Source organism: Micromonospora sp. WMMD714, assembly GCF_029581315.1.
Lineage (GTDB): Bacteria > Actinomycetota > Actinomycetes > Mycobacteriales > Micromonosporaceae > Micromonospora > Micromonospora rifamycinica.
This window is the reverse complement of record NZ_CP120744.1, coordinates 6,589,146-6,604,733: the sequence shown is the minus strand read 5'-3', so window position 1 is coordinate 6,604,733 and position 15,588 is coordinate 6,589,146. Positions and strand designations below refer to the sequence as shown.

Sequence of the window (15,588 nt, the reverse complement as noted above, 5' to 3'; positions counted from 1 at the left end):
GGTCGCCATCCGGCGGGCGCGTGCGGGGCACGGGCCGGCGGGGGTGACGTGCCACGGGTCGGGTGGGTGGGGCGTGCCGTGCCGTCGACCCGGCGGGGTCACCACCCGCCGCATCGCGGCGGGGCACGCTCGGATAGGGTCGACGGGTACGGCAAGGGGGCCGGCACAGGCACTCCTCGCCGTGCACGCCGCCTCAGGCGGTCAGGTCCTCCCAGACCGTGGCGGGGTGGCCGAGACGAATCGTCAACGGCCGGCTCACCGGCCGGCGCACACACCTCCGCCGGCCCGTTCTGACGTCGGCGGACCAGAACGCGAGGAGATGGGACCTGTGACCATCCGGGTTGGCATCAACGGCTTCGGCCGCATCGGCCGTAACTTCTTCCGGGCCGTGCTGGCGTCCGGCGCCGACATCGAGGTCGTCGCCGTGAACGACCTGACCGACAACGCGACGCTCGCCCACCTGCTCAAGTACGACAGCATCCTCGGTCGTCTGCCGCACGAGGTCAAGGCCACCGCCGACGAGATCACCGTCGGTGGCAAGACCATCAAGGCGTTCGCCGAGAAGGACCCGTCGAAGCTGGCGTGGGGCGAGGTCGGCGCGGACGTCGTCATCGAGTCCACCGGTTTCTTCACCGACGGCACCAAGGCCAAGGCGCACGTCGACGGCGGGGCCAAGAAGGTCATCATCTCCGCCCCGGCGAAGAACGAGGACGTCACGGTCGTCATGGGCGTCAACCACGACCAGTACGACCCGGCCAAGCACACGATCATCTCGAACGCCTCGTGCACCACGAACTGCCTGGCCCCGATGGCGAAGGTCCTGCAGGACACCTTCGGCATCGAGAAGGGCCTGATGACCACGATCCACGCGTACACCCAGGACCAGAACCTCCAGGACGCGCCGCACAAGGACCTGCGTCGGGCCCGCGCCGCCGCGCTGAACATCGTCCCCACCTCGACCGGCGCCGCCAAGGCGATCGGGCTGGTGCTGCCGGTGCTCAAGGGCAAGCTGGACGGTTACGCGCTGCGGGTGCCGATCCCGACCGGCTCGGCCACCGACCTGACCGTCGAGGTCGGCCGGGAGACCAGCGTGGACGAGGTCAACGCCGCGATCAAGGCCGCCGCGGACGGCCCGCTCAAGGGCATCCTGGTCTACAACGAGGACCCGATCGTCTCGTCCGACATCGTCACCGACCCGGCGTCGTGCATCTTCGACGCGCCGCTGACCAAGGTCATCGGCAACCAGGTCAAGGTCGTCGGCTGGTACGACAACGAGTGGGGCTACTCCAACCGGCTCGTCGACCTGGTCAAGCTGGTGGGTTCCTCGCTGTGAGTGCGAGCATCCGCAACCTCGACGACCTGCTCGCCGAGGGGGTATCGGGTCGGCGCGTGCTGGTGCGCGCCGACCTGAACGTCCCGCTCGACAAGCAGACCGGGGAGATCACCGACGACGGCCGGATCCGGGCCGTCCTGCCCACCCTGGGCGCGCTCGTGCAGGCCGGGGCGAAGGTCGTGGTCTGCTCGCACCTGGGCCGCCCGAAGGGCGCCCCGGACCCGCAGTACAGCCTCCGCCCGGTCGCCGGGCGGCTCGGCGAGCTGCTCGACGCGCCGGTGCACTTCGCCACCGACACCGTCGGCGAGTCCGCCCGCACCACGGTGGACGCGCTGGCCGACGGTCAGGTCGCCCTGCTGGAGAACCTCCGCTTCAACAAGGGGGAGACCAGCAAGGACGACACCGAGCGGGGGGCCTTCGCCGACCAGCTCGCCGCGTTCGGCGAGGCGTACGTGGACGACGCGTTCGGTGCGGTGCACCGCAAGCACGCCAGCGTCCACGACGTACCGGCCCGGCTGCCGCACGTCGCGGGCCGGCTGGTGCTGCGCGAGGTGGAGGTGCTGTCCCGGCTGACCGGGGAGCCGGAGCGCCCGTACGTGGTGGTGCTCGGCGGTTCCAAGGTCTCCGACAAGCTGGCGGTCATCGAGGCGCTGCTGCCGACCGTCGACCGGCTGCTCATCGGCGGCGGGATGTGCTTCACCTTCCTCAAGGCCCAGGGCCACGAGGTGGGCACCTCGCTGTTGGAGGAGGAGATGGTCGAGACCTGCGGCAACCTCCTGGCCCGTGCCGACGGCAAGATCCTGCTCCCGGTCGACGTGGTGGCCGCGGACGCCTTCGCCCCGGACGCCGCGCACGACACGGTGCCCGCCGACGGCATCCCCAGCCACCGGCTCGGCCTGGACATCGGCCCGGAGACGGTGGCCGGCTTCACCGCCGCGCTCGCCGGGGCGAAGACGGTCTTCTGGAACGGCCCGATGGGCGTGTTCGAGATGCCGGCGTTCGCCAACGGCACCCGGGGGGTCGCCGAGGCGATCACCAAGACCGACGCGTTCACCGTGGTCGGTGGCGGGGACTCCGCCGCGGCCGTCCGGGCGCTCGGGCTGGACGAGTCGTCGTTCGGTCACATCTCCACCGGCGGCGGCGCCTCCCTGGAGTACCTGGAGGGCAAGACCCTCCCCGGCATCGCTGCCCTGGAGAACTGATGGCGAGCGTCACCCGCCGGCCGCTGATGGCCGGCAACTGGAAGATGAACCTCAACCACCTCGAGGCCAACCTGCTGGTGCAGAAGCTGGCCGCGAGCCTCACCGAGCAGCAGCTCACCGCCGTCGAGACGGTGGTCCTGCCGCCCTTCACCGACCTGCGCACCGTGCAGACCGCGGTGGACGGCGACAAGCTGCTCATCGGCTACGGCGGGCAGGACCTCTCGCCGTACCAGTCCGGCGCGTACACCGGGGACATCTCCGGGGCGATGCTGGCCAAGCTGGGCTGCACCTACGTGACGGTCGGGCACTCGGAGCGGCGGCAGTACCACTACGAGGACGACGCGATCGTCAACGCCAAGGTGGCCGCCGCGCTGGCCAACGGGCTGACCCCGATCCTCTGCATCGGTGAGGGCCTGGAGGTCCGCGAGCAGCTGCGGCACGTGCCGCACTGCTGCGACCAGCTCGACGGCGCCCTCAAGGGGCTCACCGCCGAGCAGGTCACCCAGGTCGTGGTCGCGTACGAGCCGGTCTGGGCGATCGGCACCGGCAAGACCGCCACCCCCGAGGACGCCCAGGAGGTCTGCGGGGAGGTCCGCAAGCGGCTGGTCGAGACCTACGACCAGGGCACCGCCGACCAGGTCCGGATCCTCTACGGCGGCTCGGTCAAGTCGTCCAACGTCGCATCGATCATGTCCCAGCCGGACGTGGACGGGGCGCTGGTGGGCGGGGCGAGCCTGGACGCCGAGGAGTTCGCGAAGATCTGCCGCTTCCCGGAGCACACGGTCGCCTGATCGCTCGCTATTCTTGACTCCGCCCGTCCACCGGTCGGTGCCGCCGTGCCCGATCTGTCCGGGCGAGGATCGTAACGAGAGGACTGACCCCAGCCATGCCGATCTGGTTCGCATACACGTTGATCGTGTTGCTGGTCATCACGAGCGTTCTGCTCACCATGCTCATCCTGCTGCACCGGGGTAAGGGCGGCGGGCTGTCGAGCATGTTCGGCGGCGGGGTCAGCTCCAGCCTGGCCGGCTCGTCGGTGGCCGAGAAGAACCTGGACCGCTACACCGTCCTGGTGAGCATCGTCTGGTTCGCCTGCATCGTCGGGCTCGGCCTCTGGCTCCGGCTCCAGCTCAACAGCGGGGCCTGAGCGACTCGATCAGGTCGTACAATCTGCGCGCGGTCCGTCACGGACCGCGCGCAGTTTTGTTTCTCCGTCCCGTCGCCCGTCGCCCGCCTCCGGCGGCGGGTTCCCTCCGACGACAGGAGCGAGCAACAGTGGCCAGTGGCAACGTCATCCGCGGTTCACGAATCGGGTCGGCACCCGAGCGTCCCACCGAACGGCACGAGCCGGCCCCCCGCCGCGCGGTCACCTACTGGTGCCGCAACGACCACGCCACCGAGATCCGGTTGGCGTTGGACGCCGAGGAGCCGGCGGTCTGGGACTGCCCGCGCTGCGGGCTGCCGGCCGGGCGGGACGCCCAGAACCCGCCCGGACGCACCCGCCCCGAGCCCTACAAGACCCACCTGGCGTACGTGAAGGAGCGCCGTACCCCCCAGGAGGGGGAGGCGCTGCTGAACGAGGCACTGGCCGCGCTGCGCCGCCGCCGCGGCCGGGAGTGACCCCGGCGCCCCCGCGGTCGGGAACGACCGCTGCGCCGCCGCGGCGGCCGGACACGACCACGGCGGCGCGGGCGCGCTGACCCGGCCCGCGCGGCCGGGTCGCCCCGGGGGCTTCAGTACGGCCGGGTCGCCCGGGGGCTCAGCGCAGGCTGCGCAGCCGGGGCGGCACGTCGGCCGCCGCCGCCCGGTCGAGCAGCCAGAGGGTCCGCGAGACGCCCTGCACCCCGGCCGCCGGCAACTGCTTCGGGCCGGCTCCGGCCAGCGCCATCCCCACCGCCCGCGCCTTGTCGGCCCCGCTGGCGACCAGCCAGACCTCCTCGGCGGTGTTGATCGACGGCAGGGTCAGGGTGGTCCGCACCGGTGGCGGCTTCGGGCTGCCCCGCACCGCGCTGACCGGCCGGCTGTCGTGGTGCACCGGGTGCTCGGGGAAGACCGACGCCACGTGCCCGTCCTCGCCGACGCCCAGCATCAGCACGTCGAAGTGGGGCAGCGCGGCGTGACCGGGCCGGGCCGCCCGCGCCAGCTCCTCGGCGTACGCGGCGGCGCCGGCCTCCGGGTCGTCGCCGGTGGGGCCGTCGGTGGCCGGCATCGGATGCACCCGGGCCGGGTCCAACGGCACCAGGTCCAGCAGCGCGGCCCGGGCCTGCGTCTCGTTGCGTTCCGGGTCGCCGGCCGGCAGGAAGCGCTCGTCGCCCCACCAGACGTCCACCCGGGACCAGTCGACCGCGTCGTGGGCGGGCAGCGCGACCACCGCCCGGTGCACCGCCGCGGCGATCCGACCGCCGGTCAGCACGATCGACGCCGCACCCCGCTCCGCCTGCGCGTCGAGCAGCTTCACCACCAGCCGGGCCGCCACCGCCTGCGCCAGCAGGTCGGCGTCGGCGTGCACGGCGACACTCGCCTCACTCATCTTGGCCTTTCCCGACCGCTCGGCGCGGTCCTGCTCGTCGTGGCGGGACCGGTCGGCCCGCCGGGTGCCGGCTGTCACCGGGGAGTCGCGTCATGCCGGGCCGGGCGGATGACAGGCCCGTCGCCGCCCGGACCGGCCGGTGGGCGACCCGGAGGACCACCCACCGGCCTACGGTCTAGGACGCCGCGCTGGTGCCGGCGTGCGTGCTCACGCCCGCCTCCGCCCGCCGCGCGGTGGCCGGGTCCTTCCAGACGTGCACCCGCTGCGACGGGCGCTGCTCCAGGCCCGACAGGCCGGCCGCCGCGCCCAACGCCTCGGCGTAGACCTGGTCGGCGTCGAGCCGGCGCAGCTCCTCGGCCAGCTCGTCACCGAGCGGGCGACGCACCAGCGGCAGCACCCGGTCGTCCTGGCCGGTACGCCGGAACGTGGCCAGGCTGTCGTCCCGGGTCAGCGTCAGCTCGTCGCCGTTGGCGCAGCGCAGCTGCACCTGACGCATCCGCGGGTGGTCGTCGGTGTGCTGCCACTGCGGCTCGATGCCGAGCCGGGCGGCCAGCCAGCCCTGCATCAGCGCCGCCGTCGGATCCCGGCGCGGGGCCACCACTGTCGCCTCGGTGACCCGGGCCTCGGTGGTGTCGAACGCCCCGGCGACCAGGGTGCGCCACGGGGTGATCCGGGTCCAGGCGAGGTCGGTGTCGCCGGGGGCGTAGTCCCGGGCCCGTTCCCGCAGCGCCTCGATCGGGTCGGCCGCCTGCGCGCAGTCGGTGATCCGCCGGTCGGCGACCACCCCGAGGAAGTCGGTGGCGATCTCCGTCGGTGGCTCGCCGTGCCACCAGGTGACCACCGGCACGTCCGGCACCAGCAGCGGCATCACCACCGATTCGGCGTGCAGGGCGAGCCGGCCGTACATCCGGGTCACCACCGCCTCGCACGGCCCCAGCCGGCCGCCGACCACGATCTCCGCGTCCAGCCGGTTACGTTCCCGCTCCACGTCGGCGCGGACGACCACGAGCAGCCGGCAGGGGTGGGCGGCGGCGGCGATGGTGGCCGCCGCCTCCGCGTCCCGGACCCGCTTCTCGTCGACCACCACGATCAGGGTCAGCGCCATCCCGCTGGCCACCCCGCCCGCGCTCCGCCGCTCGGCGGCGAGTGCCTTGACCACCTCGTTGCCGGTGGTGTCCCACAGCCCGATCACTGGTGCCTCCCGGTCCGCCCGCTGTGCCTGCTGCCCTCGTGGCCGTTCACGCCCGCCGCCAGGCGCGGCCCTCGCGGGCCAGCATCTCGTCGGCGGCCCGGGGGCCCCACTCGCCGGAGCGGTACGGCTCCGGCTTGGTGCCCTCCCAGGCGTGTTCCAACGGGTCCACCACCGCCCAGCTCTGTTCCACCTCGGAGGCGTCCGGGAAGAGCGTCCGGTCGCCGATCAGCACGTCCAGCACCAGCCGTTCGTACGCCTCGGGGCTGGACTCGGTGAACGCCTCGCCGTATTGGAAGTCCATCGCGATGTCGCGGACCTCCATGGTGGTGCCGGGCACCTTCGAGCCGAACTTGAGCACCACGCCCTCGTCCGGCTGCACCCGGATGACGAGCTGGTTGTTGCCCAGCGACTCCATGTCGGCGGCGTTGAACGGCAGGTGCGGGGCCTTCTTGAACATGATGGCCACCTCGGTCACCCGCCGCGGCAGCCGCTTGCCGGCCCGGATGTAGAACGGCACCCCCGCCCAGCGGCGGTTCTGGATGCCCAGCTCCACGGCGACGTACGTCTCGGTGGTGGAGTCACCGGGGACGCCGTCCTCGTCGAGGTAGCCGACGGCCCGTTCGCCGCCCACCCAGCCGGGCAGGTACTGGCCGCGTACGGTGCCCCGGGCGACGTCCTTCGGCAGGGTGATCGCCTTGAGCACCTTCAGCTTCTCGGCCCGGATCTCGTCGGCGTCGAAGCTGGTGGGCTCCTCCATGGCGACCAGGGCGAGCAGTTGGAGCAGGTGGTTCTGGAGCACGTCGCGGGCGGTGCCGACCGAGTCGTAGAAGCCGGCCCGGGAGCCGATGCCGACGTCCTCGGCCATGGTGATCTGCACCGAGTCGACGTACTTCGAGTTCCACAGGGGCTCGAAGAGGTTGTTGGCGAAGCGCAGGGCGAGGATGTTCTGGACCGTCTCCTTGCCGAGGTAGTGGTCGATCCGGAAGACGTCCTGCCGGGTGAACACGTCGTCGACCAGGTCGTTGAGCTCCTTGGCCGACGGCAGGTCGTTGCCGAACGGCTTCTCCACCACCACCCGCCGCCAGCCGCCGCACTTCTCGTTGTCGGCCATGCCGGTGCGGGCCAGCTGCTTGAGCACCACCGGGAACGCCGTCGGGGGGATGGAGAAGTAGAACGCCGCGTTGCCGTGGATGCCGTGGCTGTCGCGCAGCTGGTTCAGGGTCGCCGCGAGCTTGTCGAAGGCGGCGTCGTCGTCGAACGACCCGCCGACGAACTTGACGTTGCCGGCCAGCCGGGACCACACCTCCTCCCGCCACGGGGTCCGGGCGTGCTTCTTCGCCGACTCGTGGGCCAGCGCCTCGAAGTCGCCGTCGCCCCAGTCCCGACGGGCGAAGCCCAGCACCACGAAACCGGGTGGCAGCAGCCCCCGGTTGGCCAGGTCGTAAACCGCCGGCAGCAGCTTCTTGCGCGCCAGGTCACCGGTCACTCCGAAGATCACCAGGGCGCACGGCTCCGGGATCCGGGGGAGCCTTCGGTCCTGCGCGTCGCGCAGCGGATTCACGCCGCCTCCTCGCTCCGTCTGGTGCATGTCGTCCATCGTCACGTCCGCCATCGTCCGGTCACCGTCAGCACGGCCGGGGGCCGCCGAAAGGTCCCGGTCGGATGGTGCCACCGGGAGGCCCTGCGCGTACAGGGCAGCCGGCGCCGGAGCGGACGCGGTCGGTTCGACCACGTCCGCTCCGGGCACCGCGGGACCGGCGTCGGCGTCGGCCGGGCCGGTCGGCAGGTCACTCACGTCGCCGCCGGTGCCGCGGTGACGCCGACGTGGCGCGTCGCGGGGCGGCCCGGCCCCGCGACGCCGGCTACGCCGTCGGTCACGCGTTTCCCCCGGCCCGCTGGGCCGCCTCGGCGTTGCCCTTGGCGGCCTCGTTCGGGGCGCCGCTGCCCTGCGCCGCGGCGGCCAGCGACGTGCGGACGCCGTCGAGCAGCTCACTCCAGCTCGCCTCGAACTTCTCCACGCCCTCCCGCTCCAGGGTGGCGATCACCGCGTCCATGTCGATGCCGACGGCGGCCAGGTCGGCGAAGACCTGCCGGGCGGCGTCGTACGCGCCGGTGATGGTGTCGCCCCGGGTCTCCCCGTGCTCGGCGTACGCCTGGACCACCGACTCCGGCATGGTGTTGACGGTGCCGGGGGCGATCAGCTCCTCGACGTAGATCACGTCCCGGTAGTCCGGGTTCTTGGTCGAGGTGGACGCCCACAGCGGGCGCTGCGGGTGGGCGCCGGCGTCGGCCAGCGCCTGCCACCGGTCAGAGGAGAAGACCTCGGTGTAGCGCTCGTAGGCGAGCTGGGCGTTGGCCACGGCGGCCTTGCCGCGCAGCGCCTTGGCCTCCTCGGAACCGATCTTGTCGAGCTGCTTGTCGATCTCGGAGTCGACCCGGGAGACGAAGAACGAGGCCACCGAGCCGATGGTGGACAGGTCGTGACCGTTGGCCTTCGCCTGCTCCAGGCCGGCGAGGAACGCCTCCATCACCGCCGAGTAGCGGTCCAGCCCGAAGATCAGCGTGACGTTGACGCTGATCCCCTCGGCCAGGGTCGCGGTGATCGCGGCCAGTCCCTCCTCGGTCGCCGGGATCTTGATGTAGAGGTTGGGCCGGTCCACCAGCCACCACAGCGCCTTGGCCTCGGCCACCGTCCTGTCGGTGTCGTGGGCGACCCGGGGGTCGACCTCGATGGAGACCCGGCCGTCGACGCCGTCGCTGCCGTCGTACGACGGGCGCATCACGTCGCACGCCCAGCGCACGTCGTAGGTGGTCAGCATCCGGACCGCCTCTTCCACCTCGATGCCCCGGGTGGCGAGGTCCTTCAACTGCCAGTTGTACTCGTCGGCGTCGCTGAGCGCCTTGGCGAAGATGGTCGGGTTGGTGGTCACCCCGGCCACGTGCTGCTCGCGGCGGAGCCGGTCCAGCCCGCCGGAGCTCAGCCGTACCCGGGAAAGGTCGTCGAGCCAGACCGCCACTCCGGCGGCGGTGAGGTCACCCAGTCTGTCCGTCATGTCGTCCACGCTCCCCTCAGTTGCCGGTCGTGAAACCGGTGATGTCGCCCACCCGGGTCAGCGCCGCGTGCGCGGCGGCGACGATCCGGTCGGGGGTGAAGCCGAACTGCTCGAACAGCACGGTGTGCGGGGCGCTCGCGCCGTAGTGCTCCAGGCTGACGCTCTCGCCCAGGTCACCGACGATGCCCCGCCAGGACATCCCGATGCCGGCCTCCACGCTGACCCGGGCCTTGACCCCGCGCGGCAGCACCGACTCGCGGTACGCCTCGTCCTGCTCGTAGAACCACTCCTGGCAGGGCATCGAGACGACCCGGGTGGGGGTGCCGTCGGCCTCCAGCCGCTCCCGGGCGGTGAGGCAGAGCTGCACCTCGGAACCGGTGCCCACGATGATCACCTGCGGCTTGCCGTTGGACGCCTCGGCCAGCACGTAGCCGCCCTTGGCGGTGCCCTCCGCGCCTGCGTACGTCTGGCGGTCCAGGGTCGGCAGCGGCTGCCGGCTCAGCGCCAGCGCGGTCGGCCGGTCGGTGTGCTCCAGCGCCTGCCGCCAGGCCCAGGCGGTCTCGTTGGCGTCGGCGGGCCGGACCACGTCCAGGCCGGGGATGGCGCGCAGCGCGGTCAGGTGCTCCACCGGCTGGTGGGTCGGGCCGTCCTCGCCGAGGCCGATCGAGTCGTGCGTCCAGACGTACGTCACCGGCAGCTTCATCAGGGCGGCGAGCCGTACCGAGGGGCGCATGTAGTCGCTGAACACCAGGAAGGTGCCACCGTAGGGGCGGGTGCCGCCGTGCAGGGCGATGCCGTTGAGGATCGCGCCCATGGCGTGCTCACGGATGCCGAAGTGCAGCGTGCGGCCGTACTCGTGGCCCGGGAAGTCCTTGGTGGCGTGGGCGGCCGGGATGAACGACGGCTCGCCCTTCATGGTGGTGTTGTTGCTCTCGGCCAGGTCGGCCGAGCCGCCCCACAGCTCCGGCAGCACCGGGGCGAGCGCCTCCAGCACCTTGCCGGAGGCGGCCCGGGTGGCCACGCCCTTGGCGTCGGCGGGGAAGGTCGGCAGCGCGTCCGTCCAGCCCTGCGGCAGCACCCGGCCGGCGATCCGGTCGTAGAGCGCCTTGCGCTCCGGGTTGGCCTGCGCCCAGCCGTCGAACTCGCCGGTCCACGCCTGCTCGGCCTCGTCGCCGCGGGTCAGCACCCCCCGCGCGTGGGCGAGCACGTCCTCGTCGACCTGGAAGCTCTGCTGCGGGTCGAAGCCGAGGATCTCCTTGGTGGCCTTCACCTCGTCGGCGCCGAGCGCCGAGCCGTGGATCTTGCCGGTGTTCTTCTTGTTGGGCGCGGGCCAGCCGATGATGGTGCGCAGCGCGATGAACGAGGGGCGGCCGGTCTCCGCCTTCGCGGCCAGCAGCGCCTGGTACAGCGCCTCGACGTCCTCGTGGTAGTCGCCCTGGTCGGCGTCGCCGGCCCGCCAGTCGACGGTCTGCACGTGCCAGCCGTACGCCGCGTAGCGGGCCGCCACGTCCTCGCTCTTGGCGATCCGGGTGTCGTCCTCGATCGAGATCTCGTTGTCGTCGTAGATCAGGGTGAGGTTGCCGAGCTGCTGGTGTCCGGCCAGCGCGCTCGCCTCGTGGCTGATGCCCTCCTCGATGTCGCCGTCGGAGGCGATGCACCAGATCTGGTGGTCGAAGACCGACGCGCCCGGCTCGCTCTCCGGGTCGAACAGGCCGCGCTCCCGGCGGGCCGCCATGGCCATGCCGACCGCGTTGCCCAGACCCTGCCCGAGCGGGCCGGTGGTGGTCTCGACACCCGGGGTGTGCCCGTGCTCCGGGTGGCCCGGGGTGAGTGAGCCCCACTGCCGCAGCGACTTCAGGTCGTCCAGGCTCAGCGGGTAGCCGGAGAGGAAGAGCTGGATGTAGAGCGTCAGGCTGGAGTGCCCGGCGGACAGCACGAACCGGTCCCGGCCGGGCCAGTTCGGATCGGCCGGGTTGTGCCGCATCACCCGGTTGAACAGCAGGTACGCCGCGGGCGCGAGGCTCATCGCGGTGCCGGGGTGGCCGTTGCCGGATTTCTCCACGGCATCCATGGCCAGGACGCGGACGGTGTCGACGGCCCGGCGGTCGAGGTCGGTCCAGTTGAGTGCGGGTCGGTTGGCAGCCACTATGGTTGTGCTCCTCGGCAGATGGGCGGAACCCTCAGTGGTGACCCTATCGAGCGGGTCTAAACGTCCGCCCGGGGATCTCAGCAGGCAGTTACGTACGGGCGGGCCGGATCGTTCGGTCACCCGCCAGGTGTGACGGCCCGCACCGTTGTCGGGTCGGCCGGGCAGCGAAAACGACGACGCGTAGTGTGTGGTGCGGTGTGCGGACCCGGTGGGTTCCGCCGGACCGAATCTCCCCTGGCGACGCCGGAAGGTGGCAATCCGTGAGCATGATCACCGAGCGCCCCGTCAGCAATCCTGCCGGGCAGCCGCCGGTGCGCACGGTGAGCCGGGAGCCGGCGACGGGCCGGCGGGACGTGCGGGCGGTGGTGTCCGCCTACGTGACGCTCACCAAGCCGCGCATCGTGGAGCTGCTGCTGGTGACCACGGTGCCGGCGATGATGCTCGCCGACGGTGGCCTGCCGTCGCTGTGGCTGATGGCCGTGGTGCTGGTGGGCGGCTCGTTGGCCGCCGGTGCGGCGAGCGTGCTGAACTGCTACATCGACCGGGACATCGACCAGTTGATGCGGCGGACCAAGCGGCGTCCGCTGCCGGCGCACACCGTCTCGCCCCGCAGCGCCCTGGTCTTCGGGCTGGTGCTGGCGGCGGTGTCGGTCGCGCTGATGGCGACGTTCACCAACCTGTTGGCCGCCGCGCTGACGCTGGCCGCGATCGCCTACTACGACCTGGTGTACACGCTGTGGCTCAAGCGGACCACGACGGCGAACACCTTCTGGGGCGGGGCGTGCGGGGCGGCTCCGGTACTGATCGGGTGGGCCGCGGTGACCGGGTCGTTGGCGGCGCCGGCCTGGGCGCTGTTCGCGGTGGTCTTCTTCTGGCAGATGCCGCACTTCTACCCGCTGGCCATGAAATACAAGGACGACTATGCCCGCGCCGGCATCCCGATGCTGCCCGTGGTGGCCTCGGCCCGGCGGGTCAACGCCGAGATCCTGGTCTTCGCCTGGCTGACCGTGGCGACCTCGCTGGCGCTGTGGCCGCTGGGCATGAGCGCGGTCTACGGGGTGCCGACCGCGGTGGTGGGCGCGGTCTTCCTGGTCGAGGCGCACAAGCTCTGCCGACGGGTGACCCGGGGCGAGCCGGTCAAGCCGATGCGCCTGTTCCACTGGTCGACCACCTACCTGACCATCGTCTTCGCCGCCGTGGCCCTCGACGCTCTGCTCTGACGGGCACGGCGTCTCCCGGGTCGGCGCACGGCGTCTCCCGGGCCGACGTGCGGCGTCTCCCGTCGGCGGGCGGCCTTCGGGCGGAACGTCCGCGCCGGTCGGCGGGTCGGTCACGGCGGGGGCGGACCCGGGCGGGCGGTGGCACGACGTCCCCGATCCCCCGTCGGCCGGCGGAAATCATGTCCGGATGGTGAGATTTTCTCCGGGCGCGACCAGCTGGGGCAAGCCGGACGCGCGGGGACGATGCGGTCAGACCATTACGCCCGCATTTATCCGACATGTCCGGGCAATATCCCCCGGTATTTGCGATAAACCCTCGGGTAATTGGTATCACAAATAGTTCATGATTCTCGCGCGTAGGGGGGCCGGTCTGCTTAGGCTTCGCCCATGGCAGAAGGTTCCGATACGACGCTGACGGCTGAACAGACCGCCGAGCCGGCCCCCACCGGGCTGGTCTCGGGCCTCAGGTCCTTCGCCGCCGGACACGGCGGCGCGAAGGCGGTCATCGAGTACGTCGGCAAGCGTGGCGCACGGATCGTCCTGGTCGGTGCGGACGGTGTGTGGGGCGACCAGTTCGCCGAGGACACCGTGACCGCCCGGGAGGCGTGCGCCCAGGCGGGCGTCACCGTCGAGAACGCCTGGGAGCGTGAACTGATGGACCAGATGCGGCCGAGCAACGACCTCTGGCGGTCGATGGCCCGACGCACGATGTCCCGTTGACGGACCACCACCCGACCCACCAGCCGACCCGGGGGGAACCCCGGGTCGCTCTCGTCACCTGCTCCCGCTTCGCCGACCTCTACCCGGACGACCGGCTCGTGGTCGCTCCGCTGGCGGCGCGGGGCGTCACCGTCGAGGCCGCCGTCTGGGACGACCCCGGGGTGGACTGGGAGCGGTACGACCTGGTCGTCCTCCGGTCGCCCTGGGACTACGTGCCCCGCCGGGACGAGTTCGTCGGCTGGGCGCGGCGGGTGCCGACCCTGGTCAACCCGGCCGACGTGGTGGAGTGGAACACCGACAAGCGCTACCTCGGCGCGCTCGCCGACGCCGGGGCGCCCACCGTGCCGACCTCCTGGATCGAGCCGGGAACCCCCTGGGAGCCGCCCGCCACCCCGGGCGAGTACGTGGTGAAGCCGGCGGTCAGCGTCGGCAGCCAGGACACCGGCCGCTACGACCTGACCGACCCGGGGCACCGGGAACTGGCCGTTGGGCACGTCCGCCGGCTGTCGGCCGCCGGCCGGGTCGCCATGGTCCAGCCGTACCTGGCGGCGGTGGACACCGTCGGGGAGACCGCGCTGCTCTTCTTCGCCGGCCCGGACGGCCTGGCCTTCAGCCACGCCATCCGCAAGGGCGCCATGCTCGACGGCCCGGACCCGGGCGTCGAGGGGCTCTACAAGCCGGAGCGGATCAGCCCGCGCGCCGCCACCGACGAGCAGCTGGCCGTCGCCGCGCGGGTGCTGGCCGAGGTGCCGGGCGGGTCGCGGCGGCTGCTCTACGCCCGGGTCGACCTGATCCCGGGGCCGGACGGCACACCCGTGCTGATCGAGCTGGAGCTGACCGAGCCGTCACTGTTCCTCGGCCACGCCGACGGTGCCCCCGACCGCCTCGCCGACGCCGTGCTGACCCACCTCGCCCGCCGCTGACCCCGCCCCGGCCGTCCTACCTTTCCGGGCCGCCGCGCCTGCGCCCGGTCGGGCCGTCCCGCGGACGCCTGCCGGGCAAGATCTTGCTACTTACACGTTGTAGTGGCCTTCCGCGGTGAGGATGCCACTACAACGTGGTTCGAGCGCGATCTTGGCGGCGCGGCCCCGCGGGCGCGGGCGTGCCGGGGTGGAGGGTCGGGGAGGGGTGCTCAGACGGTGGCCGGGATCCGCTCTCCGGGCGGGGTCCGCGCCGGGCCGGTCGGGAGTTCCCGGCGCTGCCGGGTCGACCAGAGCACCGCCAGGGTGGCCAGCAGCACCAGGCAGGAGCCGAGCATGTGCGCGGCGACCAGCACGGCGGGCAGCTGGGTGAAGTACTGCACGAAGCCGATCAGGCCCTGTCCCAGCTCCACCGCCACCAGCACCAGGGCGGCGCGGGCCGGGCCGGTCGCGCCGACCGCCCGCAACGCCAGGACCAGGGCGACGGAGAGGCCGATCAGCAGAAACACCCCGTCGGCGTGCACCTGGGAGATCGTCTCCGGGTCCAGCCCGTTGCGGGCCGCGCCGTGGTCGCCGGCGTGCGGGCCGCTGCCGGTCACCCAGGTACCGACGACCAGCACCGCGACACTGACCGCGGTGGTGAGCCGGGCCAGCGTGCGCAGCGGCCCGGGCACCACCGGCACCGCCGGGCCGTCGGGGTCGACCACCCGCCGCCAGAGGGCGTACGCCGCCGCGATGACCGCCATCGAGGCGAGGAAGTGCAGCCCGACCACCCACGGGTTGAGGTTGGTCAGCACGGTGATCCCGCCGAGCACGGCCTGCGCCGGGATGCCGAGGAACACGGCGACGGCCAGCGGGAGCAGCCCGGTGCGCCGGGGCCGGTGGGCCAGCACGGCCAGCAGGGTGGCCAGGGCGATCGCCCCGACGGCGAAGGTGAGCAGCCGGTTGCCGAACTCGATCACGCCGTGCACGCCCATCTCGGCCGTGGTGGTGTACGACGCGTCGGTGCACCGGGGCCAGGTGGGGCAGCCGAGCCCCGACGCGGTGAGCCGGACCGCCCCGCCGGTCACCACGATGGCCACGTTGGCCACGATCGAGGCGTACGCGAGACGGCGCAGCAGGGTGGTCGAGACCGGATACCGGTCGAGCAGGCGGACCAGCGCGGCGGGAACCGGGAACCGGACGGATCGCTTCACGCCGCGAATCCTACGCACCGTAGTGGAGCCCGATCGGGTGACTCCGCCGCTCCGGTGGGCGGAATCACCGGGG

At 72.4% G+C, this 15,588-nt stretch carries 14 protein-coding genes; 8 read left to right on the top strand and 6 right to left on the bottom strand.

The window, feature by feature from the left end; translation table 11 throughout:
- Positions 1 to 328: 328 nt before the first annotated feature.
- From gap to O7625_RS28035, 5 genes are all read left to right on the top strand, one after another.
- Entirely contained in the window at positions 329 to 1,333 is a 1,005-nt protein-coding gene (gene gap / locus O7625_RS28055) for a type I glyceraldehyde-3-phosphate dehydrogenase (protein ID WP_282342798.1), read from the top strand.
- On the top strand, positions 1,330 to 2,535 hold the full coding sequence (locus O7625_RS28050; RefSeq protein WP_282342796.1) for a phosphoglycerate kinase: 1,206 nt from the start codon (positions 1,330 to 1,332) through the stop codon (positions 2,533 to 2,535). Before gap ends, O7625_RS28050 begins: the two co-directional genes overlap by 4 nt.
- Complete coding sequence (tpiA, locus tag O7625_RS28045) at positions 2,535 to 3,326, top strand: triose-phosphate isomerase (RefSeq protein WP_282342794.1); 792 nt, start codon at positions 2,535 to 2,537, stop codon at positions 3,324 to 3,326. The genes O7625_RS28050 and tpiA overlap by 1 nt, the downstream gene beginning before the upstream one ends.
- 95 nt (positions 3,327 to 3,421) lie before the next feature.
- Complete coding sequence (gene secG / locus O7625_RS28040) at positions 3,422 to 3,682, top strand: preprotein translocase subunit SecG (protein WP_067304373.1); 261 nt, start codon at positions 3,422 to 3,424, stop codon at positions 3,680 to 3,682.
- A gap of 128 nt (positions 3,683 to 3,810) precedes the next feature.
- Positions 3,811 to 4,155: an RNA polymerase-binding protein RbpA gene (locus O7625_RS28035; protein ID WP_282342792.1), complete on the top strand. Its 345-nt coding sequence runs from the start codon at positions 3,811 to 3,813 to the stop codon at positions 4,153 to 4,155.
- Positions 4,156 to 4,294: 139 nt separating this feature from the next.
- Here O7625_RS28035 and pgl read toward each other — a convergent pair whose 3' ends face one another.
- The 5 genes from pgl to tkt form a co-directional block, all read right to left on the bottom strand.
- The gene (gene pgl, locus O7625_RS28030) at positions 4,295 to 5,065 is read right to left on the bottom strand and encodes a 6-phosphogluconolactonase (RefSeq protein ID WP_067304451.1); all 771 of its coding nucleotides are present in this window, start codon (positions 5,063 to 5,065) and stop codon (positions 4,295 to 4,297) included.
- Between the two features lie 175 nt (positions 5,066 to 5,240).
- Positions 5,241 to 6,257 (bottom strand): glucose-6-phosphate dehydrogenase assembly protein OpcA, encoded by a 1,017-nt coding sequence (locus tag O7625_RS28025; protein WP_282342789.1) that lies wholly within the window; start codon positions 6,255 to 6,257, stop codon positions 5,241 to 5,243.
- A 46-nt stretch (positions 6,258 to 6,303) separates the two neighbouring features.
- Positions 6,304 to 7,869 carry a glucose-6-phosphate dehydrogenase gene (zwf, locus tag O7625_RS28020; RefSeq protein ID WP_231932570.1) on the bottom strand — a complete coding sequence of 522 codons (1,566 nt, stop codon included), beginning with the start codon at positions 7,867 to 7,869 and terminating at the stop codon, positions 6,304 to 6,306.
- A gap of 262 nt (positions 7,870 to 8,131) precedes the next feature.
- On the bottom strand, positions 8,132 to 9,310 hold the full coding sequence (gene tal / locus O7625_RS28015) for a transaldolase (RefSeq protein ID WP_282342786.1): 1,179 nt from the start codon (positions 9,308 to 9,310) through the stop codon (positions 8,132 to 8,134).
- Positions 9,311 to 9,326: 16 nt separating this feature from the next.
- A complete protein-coding gene (gene tkt / locus O7625_RS28010) occupies positions 9,327 to 11,456 on the bottom strand; it encodes a transketolase (RefSeq protein ID WP_282266773.1) in 2,130 nt (709 codons plus the stop codon).
- A 263-nt stretch (positions 11,457 to 11,719) separates the two neighbouring features.
- On the opposite strand from tkt, the gene O7625_RS28005 reads away from it, so the two are divergent.
- From O7625_RS28005 to O7625_RS27995, 3 genes are all read left to right on the top strand, one after another.
- Complete coding sequence (locus tag O7625_RS28005; protein WP_282342784.1) at positions 11,720 to 12,679, top strand: heme o synthase; 960 nt, start codon at positions 11,720 to 11,722, stop codon at positions 12,677 to 12,679.
- A gap of 387 nt (positions 12,680 to 13,066) precedes the next feature.
- Positions 13,067 to 13,399, top strand: a complete 333-nt coding sequence (locus O7625_RS28000) for a hypothetical protein (protein WP_067304356.1) — start codon at positions 13,067 to 13,069, stop codon at positions 13,397 to 13,399.
- Positions 13,396 to 14,322 carry a hypothetical protein gene (locus O7625_RS27995; protein ID WP_282342783.1) on the top strand — a complete coding sequence of 309 codons (927 nt, stop codon included), beginning with the start codon at positions 13,396 to 13,398 and terminating at the stop codon, positions 14,320 to 14,322. Before O7625_RS28000 ends, O7625_RS27995 begins: the two co-directional genes overlap by 4 nt.
- A 209-nt stretch (positions 14,323 to 14,531) precedes the next feature.
- Here the strand turns inward: O7625_RS27995 and O7625_RS27990 are convergent, their stop codons facing one another.
- The gene (locus O7625_RS27990) at positions 14,532 to 15,479 is read right to left on the bottom strand and encodes a COX15/CtaA family protein (protein WP_282347116.1); all 948 of its coding nucleotides are present in this window, start codon (positions 15,477 to 15,479) and stop codon (positions 14,532 to 14,534) included.
- Positions 15,480 to 15,588: the final 109 nt, after the last annotated feature.

Bases quoted from the DNA above. Each gene is read 5' to 3' on its own strand.
- tpiA (WP_282342794.1), top strand. From the start codon at position 2,535: ATGGCGAGCGTCACCCGCCGGCCGCTGATGGCCGGCAACTGGAAGATG.
- secG (WP_067304373.1), top strand. From the start codon at position 3,422: ATGCCGATCTGGTTCGCATACACGTTGATCGTGTTGCTGGTCATCACG.
- pgl (WP_067304451.1), bottom strand. From the start codon at position 5,065: ATGAGTGAGGCGAGTGTCGCCGTGCACGCCGACGCCGACCTGCTGGCG.
- zwf (WP_231932570.1), bottom strand. From the start codon at position 7,869: ATGGCGGACGTGACGATGGACGACATGCACCAGACGGAGCGAGGAGGC.
- tal (WP_282342786.1), bottom strand. From the start codon at position 9,310: ATGACGGACAGACTGGGTGACCTCACCGCCGCCGGAGTGGCGGTCTGG.
- O7625_RS28000 (WP_067304356.1), top strand. From the start codon at position 13,067: ATGGCAGAAGGTTCCGATACGACGCTGACGGCTGAACAGACCGCCGAG.